The organism is Allobosea sp. GW822-FHT05A11, from assembly GCF_058800455.1.
Window position 1 is genome coordinate 79,792 of record NZ_JBXAMI010000010.1, and the last position, 16,251, is coordinate 96,042.

Sequence of the window (16,251 nt, forward strand, 5' to 3'; positions counted from 1 at the left end):
GCGGGTGCTCCCGTCTGGTATCGGTGATGGCGGACGACATCCGAGCGCGGGATATCGCCCTGCGCCTGCCCCAAGTCGCCACCGAGGATGACTGAACCGCCCCCTTACACTGCGGCGGGCGCGAGGACAACCGGGAGGCGTCCCCCATGCATCATGGCCGGCTTGCGCCGGCCATGACCTGTCTTGTTGCTGCGTTTGCGGCTTACGCGGCGAGGCCGCGCAGCACGTAATGCAGGATGCCGGCATTCTTGTAGTAGTCGATCTCGTCCAGCGTATCGATGCGGCAGAGGATCGGCACCTTCTTCACCGAGCCGTCGGCATAGGTGATCTCGGCTTCCATCATCTGGCGCGGCTTGACGTTGGCGAGGCCGTGGATGGTGACCATCTCGTCGCCCTTCAGGTCGAGCGAAGCCCAGCTCGTGCCCTCCTGCAGGGTGAAGGGAACGACGCCCATGCCGACCAGGTTCGAGCGATGGATGCGCTCGAAGCTCTGGGCGATCACGGCCTTGACGCCGAGCAGGTTGGTGCCCTTGGCCGCCCAGTCGCGCGAGGAGCCGTTGCCGTATTCGACGCCGGCGAAGATCACCAGCGGCACCTTCTCCGCCTGGTACTTCATCGCCGCGTCGTAGATCGGCAGCTCTTCCTTGGTCGGATAATGGATGGTGTAGCCGCCCTCGCGGCCGTTCGGGCCGAGCATGTGGTTGCGGATGCGGATATTGGCGAAGGTGCCCCGCATCATCACCTCATGGTTGCCGCGGCGCGTGCCGTACTGGTTGAAGTCGGCGACCGCAACGCCATGCTCGGTGAGATAGGCGCCGGCCGGCGAGGCCGCCTTGATCGAACCGGCCGGCGAGATGTGGTCGGTGGTGATCTTGTCGCCGAAGAGGCCGAGGATGCGCGCGCCCTTGATGTCGGTGATCGCGTCCGGCTTCCGGTGCATCCCCTGGAAATAGGGCGGGTTCTGCACATAGGTCGAATCGTCGTCCCAGGCATAGGTCTCCGAGGTCGGTGCATTCACCGCCTGCCAGTGCTGATCGCCCTTGAAGACGTCGGCATACTTGGCCTCGAAGATGGCGCGGGTGACGTTCTGCTGGATGAAGCTCTGGATCTCCTTGTTGGAGGGCCAGATGTCCTTCAGGTAGACGTCCTTGCCGTCCGAGCCCGTGCCGATCGGCTGCGTCGTCAGGTCCATCTGGACCGAGCCGGCGAGCGCATAGGCGACGACCAGCGGCGGCGAGGCCAGGTAGTTCGCCTGCACGTCCGGCGAGACGCGGCCTTCGAAGTTGCGGTTGCCGGAAATGACGGCGCCCGCGATCAGGCCCTTCTCGTTGATCGTCTTCGAGATCGGTGCCGGCAGCGGGCCGGAATTGCCGATGCAGGTGGTGCAGCCGAAGCCGACCAGGTTGAAGCCGAGCTTGTCGAGATCGCTCTGCAGGCCCGATTTGGCGAGATATTCGGCGACGACCTGCGAACCGGGCGCCAGCGAGGTCTTCACCCAGGGCTTGACCTTGAGGCCCTTGGCGACCGCGTTGCGGGCGAGCAGGCCCGCCGCCATCAGCACCGATGGGTTCGAGGTGTTGGTGCAGGAGGTGATCGCCGCGATGACGACGTCACCATGGCCGAGATCGAAATCCTCGCCCTCGACCTCGACGCGGCGCGAAAGCTCGGCGCCCTTCTTGTACTCGGTGTCCATCGCGGCGGCGAAGCCGGCCTTGACGCCGGAGAGATCGACGCGGCCTTCCGGACGCTTCGGGCCGGCCATCGAGGGCTGGACCGTCGAGAGATCGAGCTCCAGCGTGTCGGTGAAGACCGGATCCGGCGTCTCGCGGGTGGCGAAAAGGCCTTGCGCCTTGCTGTAGGCCTCGACCAGTGCAATGCGGTCGGACTTGCGGCCGGTGGTGGTGAGATAATCCAGCGTCTCGGCATCGACCGGGAAGAAGCCGCAGGTCGCGCCGTATTCCGGGCCCATGTTGGCGATGGTGGCGCGGTCGGCCAGCGTCAGGTTGTAGAGGCCGGGGCCGAAGAACTCGACGAACTTGCCGACGACGCCCTTCTTGCGCAGCATCTGCGTAACGGTGAGCACGAGGTCGGTCGCAGTGATGCCTTCCTTGAGCGAGCCGGTCAGCTTGAAGCCGATCACCTCGGGCAGCAGCATCGACTGCGGCTGGCCGAGCATGGCGGCCTCGGCCTCGATGCCGCCGACGCCCCAGCCGAGAACGGCGAGGCCGTTGACCATGGTGGTGTGCGAGTCGGTGCCGACGACCGTGTCGGGATAGGCGACCTCGACCTCGGCGCCATCGATCGTCTCAGCCCTCGTCCAGACGGTCTGGGCGAGATATTCGAGATTGACCTGGTGGCAGATGCCGGTGCCGGGCGGGACGACGCGGAAATTGTCGAAGGCGCCCTGGCCCCACTTGAGGAACTTGTAGCGCTCGGCGTTGCGCTCGTATTCGAGCTCGACGTTCTGGGCGAGTGCCCTGGGCGTGCCGAACTCGTCGACGATGACCGAGTGGTCGATGACGAGATCGACGGGAACGAGCGGGTTGATCTTCTGGGCGTCGCCGCCGAGCGCCTTGACGCCGTCGCGCATCGCGGCGAGGTCGACCACGGCGGGAACGCCGGTGAAGTCCTGCATCAGCACGCGGGCCGGGCGGAAGCCGATTTCCTTGCCGGCGGTGCCCTTGTCGTCGAGCCAGGCGACGAAGCCCTCGATATCGGCCTTGGTGACCGAGCGGCCGTCCTCGAAGCGCAGCAGGTTCTCGAGCAGCACCTTCATCGAGAAGGGCAGCTTCGAGATGCCGGCGAGGCCGTTCTTCTCGGCATCGGGCAGGGAGTAATAGGTGTAGGTCTTGCCGCCGGCGGTGAGTGTCTTGCGGGCTTTGAATGAGTCGAGCGAGGCCATTCGGGCTTGATCCTGATCAAGGGGTTGCGGTCGCGACCGACATGTCTTCAAGGGATACTGCCCTTGCGGACGATGCCGTTCGAAGGCCTAATGCGCATGACGCGCGCGCCGCCTCGGGAGTGCCCGAGCCCCGCGCCGGATCGGCGTGCGGCGTAGCCGCGGGTTCTATAGAGCAATTCCAAGAAGCGCGCTAGATGAACGAAATGAGCTCGAACGCATCTGCGGCAGCGCTGGCTTGAAACCCGCCTCCTTCCCACCGACCAGCCTTCACGCCGAAGATCTCGCCTGCCGCCGCGGCGGCCGATTGATCTTCGAAGGCTTGAGCTTTGTGCTTCGCCCCGGCGAGGCGATCGCGCTGACCGGCCGCAACGGTGCCGGCAAGTCGAGCCTGATCGCCATGCTCTGCGGAAGGTTGAGGCCTGATGGCGGCCGTATCCGATTGACCGGCTCGGAGGATGAGGCCGATCTCGCCGAGCTTTCGCATCTCGTCGGCCATCGCGACGGGCTCAAGACGGCGCTGACGGCTCGCGAGAATCTCGCCTTCGCACAGGATGTGCTGGGCGACGCCGCGGCGACGCCGGACGAAGCCTTGGCGGTGGTTGGGCTGGGCCATGCGGCGGAATTGCCGGCCGGCTATCTCTCGGCCGGGCAGCGGCGGCGCGTCGCGCTGGCGCGGCTTCTGGTCTCGCGCCGGCCCTATTGGCTGCTCGACGAGCCGCTTTCGGCGCTCGACACGGCTTCGCAGGCGATGGTCGCCGGGCTGATGCGCGATCATCTCGCCGAGGGCGGTGCGATCCTGGCGGCCACCCATGGTCCGCTCGGGATCGAGGGTGCGCGCGAAGTCAGGATCGGGCCATGAGGCGCGCTTTCCTGGCGATCCTGAAGCGCGACCTTGCCGTTGCGAGCCGGGCCGGCGGTGGTGGCGAGCTGGCGCTCGTCTTCTTCCTGACAATGGTCGTGCTCGTGCCCTTCGCGCTCGGGCCCGATCTCAACCTGCTCTCGCGGATCGGCCCGGCGATCCTTTGGCTGGGGGCGCTTTTGTCTGTCCTCATCGGGCTCGATCGGCTGTTCCAGAGCGACGAGGAGGACGGTTCGCTCGACCTGATCCGGGCTTCCGCCCTGCCGCTCGAACTCGCCGTGCTGGCCAAGGGGCTGGCGCATTGGCTGACGACGGGCCTGCCTCTGGCGCTGGTCTCACCATTGCTCGGTCTGCTGGTGGCGTTGCCGGGCGAGGGTGTGTTGCCGCTCGTCGCAACGCTGCTGGTTGGCACGCCGGCCTTGAGTTTCATCGGGGCGGGCGGAGCGGCACTTGCCGCAAGCCTCAGGCGGGGCGGGCTGATCGTGCCTGTGCTGGTCGCGCCCTTGACGGTGCCGGTCCTGATCTTCGGTGTTTCCGCTGCCAATGCGGCTGTGGGGGGCACCGTGCCCTTCCTGACGCCGTTCCTGATCCTGTGCGCGATCTCGCTGGGTGCGATCGTGGTGGGCACGGTGGCTGCGGCGGCAGCCCTGAGATCGGCCGAATAGGCGGCTCAGTCGCGCTGGGGTGCCTGCGGCGCAAACTCGATCGGGTAGCCGCATTGGGTCGCGAATTTGGCGACGGATACCGCGATATCCTCAAGTGCGACGTTCCGCTCGACAAACGCACGGCGGATTTCCTCGGCGGTGGCGTTGACGTCAAGGACGAGCACCTCGTCGATTTTGCTGCGCACCTTCGTCTCGACGGCGCGCTGCATGTCCTCCGACAGCTTGATCAACATGGTCGATCCTCCTGCAGGCAAGCTAGCGCGGCGTGCTGCCAAGAGCAATGCGGATTCGATAAATAATCGAATTAATTCAATAGTTTAGCAAGATAATAAATTGCAGGAAATGCCGCTGATGACGGCATCGGCGCAGGCTCTTGCATCCCAGTCCCAGGCGCTGTTATCGTCACTTACTCATTTTGATGTGGTTGCAACAAAATGCCATCCGAAGAACGGGGCGAACGCCTCCAGATCATGCTCAACCAGGACGAGTTGCGGGCCCTGGAAAACTGGCGATTCGACAAGCGCATGCCGAGTCGGGCGGCGGCCGTGCGCGAGCTTCTGCGGCGGGGTCTGGCGGCCGAGGGGTTCGATCTGGCCGGCGAAGGCATCCGGTCCAAGCAGTTCGGTATCGTCGACAAGGGCGGCGCGGATGCCTCGGCAGACGAGGATGCCTAGCCGAAGCGTGATTGTCGCATCCCTCAAGCATGCATTGCTTGGAACCCGTCGAGATTGCTAAAGCTGCGCTCATGGCGCTCAAGCCCCCGCAATTGACATCGCCGGCATCATGGCCAGCCTGATCGACCTCGCCAATCCGACGCGCTTCATGCGTTTCTCGGCCGTGGTGCTGCCGTGGCTTGCCGCCATCGCAACGCTGCTGATCGTCGTCGGGCTCTATCTCGCCTGGTTCAAGGCGCCTGCCGATTACCAGCAGGGCGAGACCATCCGCATCATGTTCATCCATGTGCCGGCCGCCTGGCTCGCGATGATGTTCTATTCGATGATGGCGCTCTCGGCGCTCGGCACGCTGGTCTGGCGCCATCCCCTCGCCGATGTCGCGCAGAAGGCGGCGGCCCCGATCGGGGCCTGCTTCGCGCTGGTCTGCCTGGTTACCGGCGCGCTCTGGGGCAAGCCGATGTGGGGCACCTACTGGGTCTGGGATGCGCGGCTGACATCGATGCTCGTGCTGTTGCTGATCTATCTCGGCCTGATCGCGCTCTGGCGGGTGCTGGACGAGCCTTCGCGGGCGGCGCGGGCTGTCGCCATCCTGACGCTGATCGGCTTCGTCAACGTGCCGATCATCAAGTTCTCCGTCGACTGGTGGAACACGCTGCACCAGCCGGCCTCGGTGCTGCGCATGGGCGGGCCGACGATCCATCCCGCGATGCTCTGGCCGCTCCTGATCCTGGCGGTCGGCTTTACGCTGATGGCGCTGTCGCTGCACATGGTCGCGATGCGCGCCGAGATCATGCGCCGGCGCGTGCGGACGCTGACCATCCTCGAAGCCGAGCGGCTCGACCGGCTGGCGGCGCAGGGAGTGCCGGCATGAGCGGCTTTCTCGACGCAATCGGGCCGCATGCCGGCTTCATCCTGGCCTCCTATGGCGCGGCGGCGCTCGTTCTCGCCGGGCTGACGCTGGCGATCCTGCGCGATCATGCCGCCCAGAAGCGGGCGCTCGATGCGCTGGAGCGTCGCGGCGCCGGCCGCCGTTCGGGCCGGGAGGCGGCATGAGCCAGACTGAGGCCGCACCGCAACGGCGCTCGCCGCTGGTTTTCCTTGCGCCGCTGATCATTTTCGGCGGGCTCGCGATCGTCTTTGGCATCGGGCTGTTCAGCGGCGACAAGAGCAAGGTGCCCTCCGCCCTGATCGGCCGCGTCGCACCGACGATCGCGCTCGCGCCGTTGGAGGGGCTCCAACGGGACGGCAAGCCCGTGCCAGCCTTCGGCAATGCCGATCTCGCGAAGGGAAAGGCGACGCTGGTCAATGTCTGGGCGAGCTGGTGCGCGCCCTGCCGGGTCGAGCATCCCGTACTGATGGGCCTCGCCGAAACCGATGCGGTGAAGCAGGGCAAGGTCGCGCTGGTCGGAATGAACTACAAGGACGAAGCCGAGAATGCGCGCCGTTTCCTCGGCGCGCTCGGCAATCCGTTCTCGGCGGTCGGCGCAGACCGGGCCGGGCGCGGCGCGATCGAATGGGGCGTCTACGGCGTGCCCGAGACCTTCGTCATAGGGCCGGACGGCCATATCCTGGAAAAGCATGTCGGCCCGCTCGACCAGGCGGCGGCGAGCCGGCTGCTGCAGCGGGCGCTGAAGGCGCGATAAACCGCTGTCATGCTCGGCTTGGCCTGAGCATCTCATGCCAAAAAGGGCGATTTATCCTGAAAGAGATTCTCGGGTCTGCGCTTCGCTTCGCCCGAGAATGACGTGCGTGTTCCCGTACGCCGCCTTCTTCAGGCCGCTTTGCGGCTGCCGACGAGGCTCTGGAACAGGCCGCGCCCATCGGTGCCGCCGACCAGCGAATCGATCAGGTTTTCCGGGTGCGGCATCAGGCCGAGCACGTTGAAGCCGGGCGAGTAGATGCCGGCGATGTTGTTGAGCGAGCCGTTCGGGTTCGCTGCCGGGGTCACGTTGCCCTGCTCATCCGCATAGCGGAAAGCGACGAGGCCCTCGCCTTCGAGGCGCGCGAGCGTCTCGGTATCGGCGATGTAGTTGCCTTCGCCGTGGGCGATGCAGACATCGATCGCCTGGCCCTTGGCATAGGCGCTCGTATAGGGCGTGTCGTTGCGCTCGACCTTGAGGTACTGGCGCTTGCAGACGAATTTCAGATGGGCGTTGCGCACGAGGATGCCGGGCAGGAGCCCCGCTTCGCAGGCGATCTGGAAGCCGTTGCAGATCCCCAGCACATAGCCGCCGCGGGCGGCATGGGCGCGGGTCGCGTCCATGATATGGGCGCGGCCGGCGATGGCGCCGGTGCGCAGATAGTCGCCATAGGAGAAGCCGCCCGGCAGCACGACGAGGTCGGTCCCATCGGGCAGTTCGGTATCGCCGTGCCAGACATGATTGACCTCGGCGCCGGCCTGCTTCAGCGCCTTGGCGACGTCGCCGTCACGGTTGGAGCCGGGGAAGGTGATGACGGCGGCTTTCATCGCTCAGGCTCCGATCTCGACGCGGTAGTTCTCGATCACGGTGTTGGCGAGGAGCTTTTCGCAGGCGGCCTTGAGGGCGGCTTCTGCTGCGGCCTTGTCCGAGCCCGAGAGCTCGATGTCGAAGACCTTGCCCTGGCGCACCGACTCGACGCCGGCGATGTCGAGCGACTTCAGCGCGCCCTCGATCGCCTTGCCCTGCGGATCGAGCACGCCGTTCTTCAGGGTGACGGTGACGCGGGCTTTCATGGGGTTCTCCGGGCGCGGGCTTTATCGGGGTGCTTTAGAGGCGAATCGGGGCGGGCTCAACCGTTTCCCGCGGTTTCACGTGAATCAGCGGCTGCGCCAGGCGGCCTGGGCATCGCGGCGAGCAGCCTCGGCCGTCTCGCTCACGGCGAGGGCCAGAACGAGACGGTCGCTTTCGCGGCCATAGATGATCGCGGTCACAGCCTGGCGATCCGTCCTGTCGAGCGAGCGGATCGTGACGAGAACGCCCTTGGCTTCGGTCGAATCGATGCGGTCGACATCGGTCGCGCTGCGGGCTTCCGGTTTCGCATCCGGCTTCTTCTTCTGCTTGCGCTGCGCCTTGCGGCGCTCGGCCGCCTTGGCTGCCGCCAAGCGGGCGAAGGCCTGCCCGAGGCTCGCCGGACTTTCCGAGAGGGCCTGTTCCATGTCGCGGGCCTGATCGCCTTCGAGGGCGATGACCGCGGCGAAGCCCTGCCGCGTGCAGCTGTCGCGCGGGCAGAACACCATCGAGCGGGCTTCGAGCCCGTCATTCAATACCCAGGAGCCGATCGGCAGAGGCTCCCAGCCCTGCGAGGCCGGCAAATCGGCGATGCCCGGCCCGAAATGATGCGAGCAGGCGCCGAGCAGGAGGCTACTCGCAAGAAGCAGGGCCGCGACATGAAAACGGGAGCGCATGCGCTCCCGTTTCATTCGCAATCGTGGCTGTGCGATGGCGCTCACTGCACCAGGCGCGGGCCGGCCGGACCGGGGTTCTCGTTCTCGCCGAGAATGCCGAGGCGGCGGGCGACCTCGGAATAGGCCTCGATCAGGCCGCCCATGTCGCGGCGGAAGCGGTCCTTGTCCATCTTGTCCTTGGACTTGATGTCCCAGAGCCGGCAGGAATCGGGGCTGATCTCGTCGGCGACGACGATGCGCATCATCTCGCCTTCCCAGAGGCGGCCCGTCTCCATCTTGAAGTCGACGAGGCGGATGCCGGCGCCCAGGAAGAGGCCGGAGAGGAAGTCGTTGACGCGGATGGCGAGCGCCATGATGTCGTCGATCTCCTGCGGCGTCGCCCAGCCGAAGGCGGTGATGTGCTCTTCCGAGACCATCGGGTCGCTGAGCGCGTCGTTCTTGTAGTAGAACTCGATGATCGAGCGCGGCAGCTGCGTGCCTTCCTCGAGCCCGAGGCGCGTCGCCAGCGAACCGGCGGCGATATTGCGCACGACGACCTCGAGCGGGATGATCTCGACCTCGCGGATGAGCTGCTCGCGCATGTTCAGCCGGCGGATGAAATGCGTGGGCACGCCGATATCGTTGAGATTCGAGAAGATGTGCTCGGAGATGCGGTTGTTGAGCACGCCCTTGCCGTCGATCACTTCATGCTTCTTGGCGTTGAAGGCGGTGGCGTCATCCTTGAAATGCTGGATCAGCGTACCGGGCTCGGGTCCTTCATAGAGGACCTTCGCCTTGCCTTCGTAAATGCGACGGCGGCGATTCATGGGTATGTACCGTGGCTTGAGGAAATCCAAAGGTCGGCCCTTCTCTGGACGCGATGGGGTCGCGGCGGGATCTGGCCCCTGTTCTGTTCTTGCCGGCGTCGTCGGCCTGTCGGACTCGTCGGGTGCGAATCCAGCGGCGGCAACGGTGCCGGTTGCGTGCGGAAACACCGGAGGTGGCCCCGCGCCTGCTATATGGAGCCTCCGCGCCGCAAACGCAACAAACCGGCATTTGCGTGCCTGCGGACGCTTAAAGACCGCTGAAGACACGGATCGAGGCTGGCCCTCGCTCGACCGGCGACCTATATGATTGAACGGTATTTCCCCAGACGAGGACATGGACGCCGCATGACGACCTTCGACCAGCGCAAGGACGCCTACGAGAACAAGTTCGCCCATGACGAGGAGCTGCGCTTCAAGGCGACCGCCCGGCGCAACAAGCTGCTCGGGCTCTGGGCTGCCGAGAAGCTCGCCAAGAGCGGGGCGGATGCCGAAGCCTATGCCAAGTCGGTCGTCGTGGCCGATTTCGAGGAGGCCGGCGACGAGGACGTGGTGCGCAAGGTCAAGAACGACTTCGCGCTCGCCGGGATCACCGTCGCGGATACCGAGATCCGCACCGTGATGACCGAGCTGCTGATCAAGGCGGCCGACGACATCCAGGCCGGCCGGTAAGTTACATATCCGGGCGCGCATCCCGGTTGACGCAGGACGTCTCTGAAACGGGCGCATGGGCGCCCGTTTGCTTTTCCGGCTCCGCGCTGGTCAACCTTGCGTCGATGGCCGCGACGTCCGAAGCGCGGCTTCGAACCGGATGAACGCACCATGGCCAAGCCCACCGTCCTGTCCTCCCTTGCCGATCGCTTCGCCAAAGGGGACAGCATCGTCTCGGCCTGGTGCGGCCTGCCGGACCCCTCCGTCTCGGCGACGCTCGCGCAGGAGGATTTCGATACGATCACGCTCGACATGCAGCACGGGCCGATCACGCTGGCCGAGGTCATCCGGGCGATTCCGCTGATCAACGCTGCCGGCAAGCCGGTGGTGGCCCGCATCCCGGTCGGCGAGTTCCAGAACGTCTCGAAGCTGTTCGACAGCGGCGTCTCCGGCGTCATCGCACCGATGATCAACACGATGGAGGATGCCCGCCGCTTCGCCGCCTATGCCAAGTATCCGCCGATGGGCGAGCGGAGCTGGGGCAGCTACGGGGGCCTGAGCGCCTCCGGCCTCGACCAGAACAGCTATCTGAAGGAAGCGAATCGCTTCTCGCTGACCTTCGCGATGATCGAGACCCGCGAGGCGATGGCGATCGTCGACGACATCCTGGCGCTGGACGGCATCGACGCGCTGTTCGTCGGGCCGTCCGACCTGTCGATTGCGCTCTCGGGCGGAGCGAAGGTCGATGCCACCGCGCGCGAGGTCGATGAAGCGCTCAAGCATGTCGTCGCCCGCGCCTCGGCGGTGAACAAGCCGGTCGCGTTCTATTGCGCGACGGCGGAGCGCGCCAAGCAGGGCCTCGCCATGGGCGCGCGCATGGTCACCGTGATGAGCGATTCGTCGATGCTGCGCGCAGCGGCGCAGACGGCGCTGAAGATCACGCGGAGTTGATCCCGGATCTCCGCTTCGCCCCGTCCGGGATGACCTGCGTTTCCGCGCGAAGGCCGTGTGTCAGGGCGTGACGCTCAGGCATTGATGCCCTCGCGGCGCTTCAGCAGGGCATAATCCGCCCAGAGCAGCCGCGCCGCGACGCCGCGCCAGGGGCGCCAGGCCTCCGCCATCGCCTGGAGCTCGGCCGGTTTCGGGCGGGCTGCGAGGCCGAAGGCATGGCGGGCCGCTTCCTGGATGGCGAGATCGCCGGCGGCGAAGCCGTCGCGATGCCCGAGGCAGAACAGCAGATAGACATCGGCCGTCCAGGGACCGATGCCCGAGATCGCCGTCATCTGCGCATGGACCTCCTCGGGAGAGGCGTGGTCGAGCGCCTCGAAGGCGAAGCGGCGCTCGACAAGGGCGTTCGCCAGCGCGAGCAGGGTGCGCTGCTTCGGCCGCGATAGACCGGACAGGCGCATGTCGTCATCCGTCGCGGCCAGCACGCGCTCCGGCGTCAGCGGCACGAAGACCGCGGCGAAGCGGTTCCAGACGGCCCGTGCGCTGGCGACCGACAATTGCTGCGAGACGATGATCGCGGCGAGGCCGGCAAAGCCGCCTTCGCGCAGTCTCAGCGGCGGCAGGCCGGTGCGCGCGACGATCGGCTGCCAGTCCGGGTGGAGGGCGACCAGCGCGGCCATCCCTTCCTCGAGATCGGCATTGGATGTGATTCTCTCGATCATGGTCCCGATATCGATGGCAGAGGCGACGGGTTTCGTCAGCAGGGAGCAGCTTGGCGCAGGTGCGCGCAATCCCTAGACAGGAGAGATGGCGTCCGCTCCACCCGATTCCAGCCGGCCGGTTTTCCGCTTCGCCCCGAGCCCGAACGGGCGCCTCCATCTCGGCCATGCGCTGTCGGCCCTGACCAATGAAGCGCTGGCCCATCGCTTCGGCGGGCGCCTGCTATTGCGGATCGAGGATATCGACCTGACGCGGTGCCGGCCGGAATTTGTCGAGGGGATCGAGACGGACCTGGAATGGCTCGGCATCCGGTTCGAGCCCGGCTTCCGCAGGCAATCCGCGCATTTCGACGATTATGCCGGAGCGCTGGCCAGTCTGCGCCAGCGCGGGCTGATCTATCCCTGCTTCTGCTCCCGGCAGGAGATCCGCAACGCGGTCGTGGCCCGGGAAGCGGTCACCGGACGGCCCTGGCCGGTCGATCCCGATGGCGCGCCGCTCTACCCCGATCTCTGCAAGGTGCTCGGTCCGGGCGAGGCGGAGCGGCGTATCGCGGCCGGGGAGCCGCATGTGCTGCGCTTCGACATGGCGGCGGCCATCGCCGCGGCGGGGAGATCATTGGGCTATACGGTGTTCGATGCGGATGACGTCCGGCACGTTGTCCAGATCGCGCCGGAACGCTGGGGCGACGTGGTGCTCGCCCGCAAGGACGTACCGACAAGCTATCATCTGGCCGTCACCGTCGATGATGCCTTGCAGGGCGTGACCCATGTCGTGCGTGGCCGCGATCTGGAAGCGGCGACGGATGTCCACGTCCTGCTGCAGCATCTGCTCGGCCTGCCGACGCCACTCTATCACTTCCATCGCCTGCTGCTCGACGATGACGGGCAGAAGCTCGCCAAGAGCCGGGATTCGCAAAGCCTCGCGGCGCTCCGAGACGATGGCGTCACCGCGGCGGATATCCGCCGGCAGCTCGGCTTCGCCTGAAGAACTCAGCCGACGCCGAGGAAAGTCAGCCAGGCCGCGGTCGAGAACAGCGAAAGCAGGGTCGAGAGCGTGATCGCGCTCGATGCATCGGCCACGCCCTGCCGGTAGCGCTCGGCGAAGAGATAGGCGTTGATCCCGCAGGGGCAGGCGGCGAACAGCACCGCCACCCCGGACCAGTGGGCCGGCATCTCGAAGACCCATGTCGCCAGCCAATAGACCAGGAGCGGATGCAGGCCGAGCTTCAGCCCGCTCAGCACCGTCGGCAGGGCGAGCCCCGATTCGAGACCGTAGCGGCGCATGGCGATGCCCAGGCTGATGAGCGCGCAGGGTACGGCGGCACCGGCGAGCAGGTCGACCAGCGTCCAGACCGGCGTGGGAATGAAGGGGACGATCGGGCGCGCCGCCGAGCCCAGGATGATGCCGATGATGATCGGATGGGTGAAGAGGCGCTTGATCAGCAGCGGGATCGAGGCCGAGCGTCCCTCCGCCAGCAAGGTCGCTGCCGTCATCGTGACCGGCAGATGGACGGCGAGCAGCAGGCCGAGCGGCACGGCGCCGGCATCGCCATAGGCCTTCAGGATCATCGGCACGCCGACGAAGACGGTGTTCGACTGCGCGGCGGCAAAGCCGGAAACGACAAGCTCAGGCCCTTTGCGGGCAAAGAACCGGGAGGCGATGACCATGGCCAGCGCCCAGACCACGGCGAGGCCGGCGAAATAGGCGACCCAGTAGCCCCATGGCTGGGTCAGGGGAATGTCGGCCTTGGCGAGCGTGCGGAACAGCAGGCAGGGCACCGCGAGGACGAAGACGAAATCCGACAGACCCTCGCCCGTGGTCTCGCGGAGGAGCTTCGTCCAACGCGCGAGATAGCCGAGGCCGATCAGCCCGAAGACGGGCAGGACGACGAGGAGGGAAGCGACCATGGCTTCGGAACTCGCGCGATAGAGGAATGCCTGCTTCCGCGGTGTCCGCTTGCGCGCGTACTGTCAAGCTACAGAAGCGTAGCGGGCGGCGGAACGCCCTGCCGTCATGCGCTCAACGCAATTGAGCGAGCGTGCCGCCGGCTTTCTCGATCAGGCTGCGGATCTCGTCGCGCTGGCGCTTGAACTCGACCAGGGTCGGGCCTTGCAGCTCGCGTCCGCGCGGGACGCGGATCTTCATCGGGTTGACGAAGTTGCCGTTGACCAGGACCTCGTAATGCAGGTGCGGACCGGTGGAGAGGCCGGTGGTGCCGATATAGCCGATCACCTGGCCCTGGCGGACCTTGGCGCCCGGCACGATGCCGGCCGCGAAGTTCGATTGATGCGAATAGGTGGTGACATAGCCGTTGGCGTGCTGGATCTCGGTATGCTTGCCGTAGCCGGAGGACCAGCCGGCCTTGAGCACGGTGCCGTTGCCGGCGGCAAGAATCGGCGTGCCGATCCGGTTCGCCCAGTCGATGCCGGTATGCATCTTCGAATAGCGCATGATCGGGTGGTAGCGCATGCCGAAGCCGGAGCGCAGCTCGCCATCGGCGACCGGCTTGCGCAGCAGGAACTTCTTGAGCGATTTGCCCTCGTCGTCGAAATACTCGATCAGCCCGTCATCGGGCGCCTGGTAGCGGAAGACCCGGCGCGCCTCGCCATTGACGGTCAGGGTCGCGGATAGGATCTCGGCGCGCTCGCCTTCGTCCTCCTCGGTGAAGATCACCTCCAGATTGTCGCCGCCATGGACGCGCTGCTGGAAATCGAGATCGTAGGAGAAGATGCGGACGAGCTCGTCGACCAGCGGCCGCGGCAGGTCGTGGCGCGCGCCGGTCTCGTAGAGGCTTTCATAGAGACGGGCGCCGCCCGAACCCTCGTCCTCGTCGCCGTCCTCGGTATTGCGCCGCGGCGGCTTCTGCGGGCCGGCCGCGTCCTGGCGTGGCAGGTCGACGGGCACGAAGGCGCCCTTGTCGTTCATCGCGATCGTGCCGTCGGGCTGGCCGTTGCTGAGCAGCGAGACGCGCATGATCTGGCGGGAATCGCCCGGGCGAGGGCCCGGCGCATAGAGGACCTGCAGGACCTGGCCATCGGGCAGGGCCGAGGTGCGGACCTTGCCGCCGAAGGCGGTGATCATCGTGCGAATCTGCTCGGGGGCGACACCGGCGCCGCGCATCACCTGTTCGAAATTCTCGCCGCGCTTGGCCATCAGCAACTTGTCCTCGACGAGGGGCTCGCGCGAGGCCGGGATCGGCGTCTTCGGTGCGTTGGTCAGGTTCTCCGGCACGACGCGGACCTCGATCCCCGAGAACCGGGTATCGGTCGCCGGAGCATAAGCCAGGAGGTCGGTGCCCGGCGCCGCCGCACCAGTCAGCGTCCGGCTGAGCATTAATTGCGGCGGGATCGGCAGCGCACGCTGGCGACCGGAATTCGCCATGTTGGCGCGCTCTTCCTCGATCTGGGAGATCACTTCGGCATCGCTGAGCTGTGGCTTGCCGGAGGGCAGGGTCAGATCGTCGAGGTCGCGCTTGACGATGGTGACGTCGGCATCCGGCATGTCCTGGGCCGGCTCGGCATAGCGCTCCTCGGGCTGCCCGCCCTCGGCGAAGAGGCGCAACGGGTTGAAGGGCGGGATATTGGAAGCGTAGACGCCGGTCGTGAGCGACAGATTGGAAGCGAGACGGACGAAGGGCCGGACGCGGATGACCTCGCGGTCGCCGGTCCGCTGGGACATCGGCGCCCGCATGGCATGGCGCGCCGACATGACCGGCTGGTCGGTGACCAGCTTGTCGGCCTTGCGGGCCCCGCCGCCATCGCCCGCGACCGAGGATGCGCGGATGGCGACCGTCTCGGGCTGCTCGGGATAGCTGGTGTCGCCGCGCATCGCCACGAGGATCGCAGCGCCGAGCAGGGCTGCGCCGCAGGAGCCGACGAGGGCGCAGGCAAAAAGCCAGCGCAGCGAGACGCCGCGACGGTCAAGCGGCTGCTGGCGCGAGTCGCCGGGCTGGATCGGCGGCTCGATGCCGAGATCGACCAGCAGGGCCGCCGCCTCAGGGGCAAGCGGCTCGACCGGCTGTGCGAACTCGGGATGGGCGTTCATATCGTGGCGGCTGCTTCTTGCGGGCTGTCTCGAGACCTTGGTGGCAACTCCGCACAGCGAAGGCGCCCTGAGCGCGTCCTGACGAAAGCGCGCCAGGACCATGCCCGCGCCGGAAGCCGGAATCAATCCGCTCGGTCGTGGACGATCTCCTCTGCGGAGAGATTGCGGCTGTTTTGGGAAACGGCCTGTGCGGCCTTCGCGGCATCCCGCGCGACGCTTGCGCGCGCATGCCCGCACGTACTGGATACCGGCTTTCCAAGCGCCGGCTCATCGATCGGAAAGGGCAAGGCGAGCGAGGCGGGACATCCAGGCCTCGCGATCCCCCGGTCCTTGCCTGGAAAATCTGCGCGCCCCGACAGCGGCAGAGCAAGCCAGCTGCGGCGGGCAAATCCAAGCCAGGCGCCGAACCCGTCCAAAACCGCAGGAAACAGGCTCTCCAGGCGGGTTTCGGCAGCCTCGGGAAAAAGAAACGCGCTTCGTCAAAAAAACTTCATCGAGCGTGTTGACTTCCAATCCGGGCCTGGCCTATAAACCGGCCATCGAGACGGCGCCGCCGCTGAGCGGCGCCTCTTCTGCGCTTCCTAAGGACGCTGAGGCTGA

Annotated in this window: 18 protein-coding genes; 9 read left to right on the forward strand and 9 right to left on the reverse strand. The window is 66.5% G+C overall.

Features of this window, described 5'->3' with window-relative positions; genetic code table 11:
- Nucleotides 1-202 precede the first annotated feature (202 nt).
- Nucleotides 203-2,902 (reverse strand): aconitate hydratase AcnA, encoded by a 2,700-nt coding sequence (gene acnA / locus AC1RLU_RS26355; protein WP_492798995.1) that lies wholly within the window; start codon nt 2,900-2,902, stop codon nt 203-205.
- A 235-nt stretch (nt 2,903-3,137) separates the two neighbouring features.
- Between acnA and ccmA the strand changes: the two genes are divergently transcribed.
- Complete coding sequence (gene ccmA, locus AC1RLU_RS26360) at nt 3,138-3,761, forward strand: heme ABC exporter ATP-binding protein CcmA (protein WP_061966524.1); 624 nt, start codon at nt 3,138-3,140, stop codon at nt 3,759-3,761.
- On the forward strand, nt 3,758-4,426 hold the full coding sequence (gene ccmB, locus AC1RLU_RS26365; RefSeq protein ID WP_061966525.1) for a heme exporter protein CcmB: 669 nt from the start codon (nt 3,758-3,760) through the stop codon (nt 4,424-4,426). The genes ccmA and ccmB overlap by 4 nt, the downstream gene beginning before the upstream one ends.
- Nucleotides 4,427-4,431: 5 nt before the next feature.
- On the opposite strand, the gene AC1RLU_RS26370 is transcribed toward ccmB, so the two are convergent.
- Complete coding sequence (locus AC1RLU_RS26370; RefSeq protein WP_061966526.1) at nt 4,432-4,659, reverse strand: hypothetical protein; 228 nt, start codon at nt 4,657-4,659, stop codon at nt 4,432-4,434.
- Nucleotides 4,660-4,860: 201 nt separating this feature from the next.
- On the opposite strand from AC1RLU_RS26370, the gene AC1RLU_RS26375 reads away from it, so the two are divergent.
- The 4 genes from AC1RLU_RS26375 (at nt 4,861) to AC1RLU_RS26390 (ending at nt 6,743) form a co-directional block, all read left to right on the forward strand.
- Entirely contained in the window at nt 4,861-5,100 is a 240-nt protein-coding gene (locus AC1RLU_RS26375; protein ID WP_061966527.1) for a hypothetical protein, read from the forward strand.
- Between the two features lie 109 nt (nt 5,101-5,209).
- A complete protein-coding gene (locus tag AC1RLU_RS26380) occupies nt 5,210-5,971 on the forward strand; it encodes a heme ABC transporter permease (protein WP_091862492.1) in 762 nt (253 codons plus the stop codon).
- Nucleotides 5,968-6,153 (forward strand): heme exporter protein CcmD, encoded by a 186-nt coding sequence (gene ccmD / locus AC1RLU_RS26385; protein WP_091862489.1) that lies wholly within the window; start codon nt 5,968-5,970, stop codon nt 6,151-6,153. The genes AC1RLU_RS26380 and ccmD overlap by 4 nt, the downstream gene beginning before the upstream one ends.
- On the forward strand, nt 6,150-6,743 hold the full coding sequence (locus AC1RLU_RS26390; RefSeq protein ID WP_492798996.1) for a DsbE family thiol:disulfide interchange protein: 594 nt from the start codon (nt 6,150-6,152) through the stop codon (nt 6,741-6,743). The genes ccmD and AC1RLU_RS26390 overlap by 4 nt, the downstream gene beginning before the upstream one ends.
- Before the next feature lie 128 nt (nt 6,744-6,871).
- Here the strand turns inward: AC1RLU_RS26390 and purQ are convergent, their stop codons facing one another.
- From purQ to purC, 4 genes are all read right to left on the reverse strand, one after another.
- Nucleotides 6,872-7,567, reverse strand: coding sequence for a phosphoribosylformylglycinamidine synthase subunit PurQ (gene purQ / locus AC1RLU_RS26395; RefSeq protein ID WP_492798997.1), 696 nt, complete (start codon nt 7,565-7,567; stop codon nt 6,872-6,874).
- 3 nt (nt 7,568-7,570) lie between these two features.
- Nucleotides 7,571-7,813: a phosphoribosylformylglycinamidine synthase subunit PurS gene (purS, locus tag AC1RLU_RS26400; RefSeq protein WP_061966532.1), complete on the reverse strand. Its 243-nt coding sequence runs from the start codon at nt 7,811-7,813 to the stop codon at nt 7,571-7,573.
- 84 nt (nt 7,814-7,897) lie between these two features.
- Nucleotides 7,898-8,485: a hypothetical protein gene (locus tag AC1RLU_RS26405; RefSeq protein WP_492798998.1), complete on the reverse strand. Its 588-nt coding sequence runs from the start codon at nt 8,483-8,485 to the stop codon at nt 7,898-7,900.
- 41 nt (nt 8,486-8,526) lie between these two features.
- On the reverse strand, nt 8,527-9,321 hold the full coding sequence (gene purC / locus AC1RLU_RS26410; protein WP_061966534.1) for a phosphoribosylaminoimidazolesuccinocarboxamide synthase: 795 nt from the start codon (nt 9,319-9,321) through the stop codon (nt 8,527-8,529).
- Between the two features lie 315 nt (nt 9,322-9,636).
- Here purC and AC1RLU_RS26415 point away from each other — a divergent pair, with 315 nt between their 5' ends.
- On the forward strand, nt 9,637-9,960 hold the full coding sequence (locus AC1RLU_RS26415; RefSeq protein WP_061966535.1) for a DUF1476 domain-containing protein: 324 nt from the start codon (nt 9,637-9,639) through the stop codon (nt 9,958-9,960).
- 150 nt (nt 9,961-10,110) lie between these two features.
- Nucleotides 10,111-10,890, forward strand: coding sequence for an HpcH/HpaI aldolase family protein (locus tag AC1RLU_RS26420; RefSeq protein ID WP_061966536.1), 780 nt, complete (start codon nt 10,111-10,113; stop codon nt 10,888-10,890).
- A 74-nt stretch (nt 10,891-10,964) separates the two neighbouring features.
- Here the strand turns inward: AC1RLU_RS26420 and AC1RLU_RS26425 are convergent, their stop codons facing one another.
- On the reverse strand, nt 10,965-11,609 hold the full coding sequence (locus AC1RLU_RS26425) for a DNA-3-methyladenine glycosylase family protein (RefSeq protein WP_492798999.1): 645 nt from the start codon (nt 11,607-11,609) through the stop codon (nt 10,965-10,967).
- Nucleotides 11,610-11,694: 85 nt separating this feature from the next.
- On the opposite strand from AC1RLU_RS26425, the gene gluQRS reads away from it, so the two are divergent.
- Nucleotides 11,695-12,591, forward strand: coding sequence for a tRNA glutamyl-Q(34) synthetase GluQRS (gene gluQRS / locus AC1RLU_RS26430; RefSeq protein ID WP_492799000.1), 897 nt, complete (start codon nt 11,695-11,697; stop codon nt 12,589-12,591).
- A 5-nt stretch (nt 12,592-12,596) separates the two neighbouring features.
- On the opposite strand, the gene AC1RLU_RS26435 is transcribed toward gluQRS, so the two are convergent.
- Together AC1RLU_RS26435 and AC1RLU_RS26440 are read right to left on the reverse strand one after the other, a co-directional pair.
- Nucleotides 12,597-13,514 carry an AEC family transporter gene (locus AC1RLU_RS26435; RefSeq protein WP_492799001.1) on the reverse strand — a complete coding sequence of 306 codons (918 nt, stop codon included), beginning with the start codon at nt 13,512-13,514 and terminating at the stop codon, nt 12,597-12,599.
- A 112-nt stretch (nt 13,515-13,626) separates the two neighbouring features.
- Nucleotides 13,627-15,651, reverse strand: a complete 2,025-nt coding sequence (locus AC1RLU_RS26440; protein WP_492799002.1) for a peptidoglycan DD-metalloendopeptidase family protein — start codon at nt 15,649-15,651, stop codon at nt 13,627-13,629.
- Between the last annotated feature and the right edge of the window lie 600 nt (nt 15,652-16,251).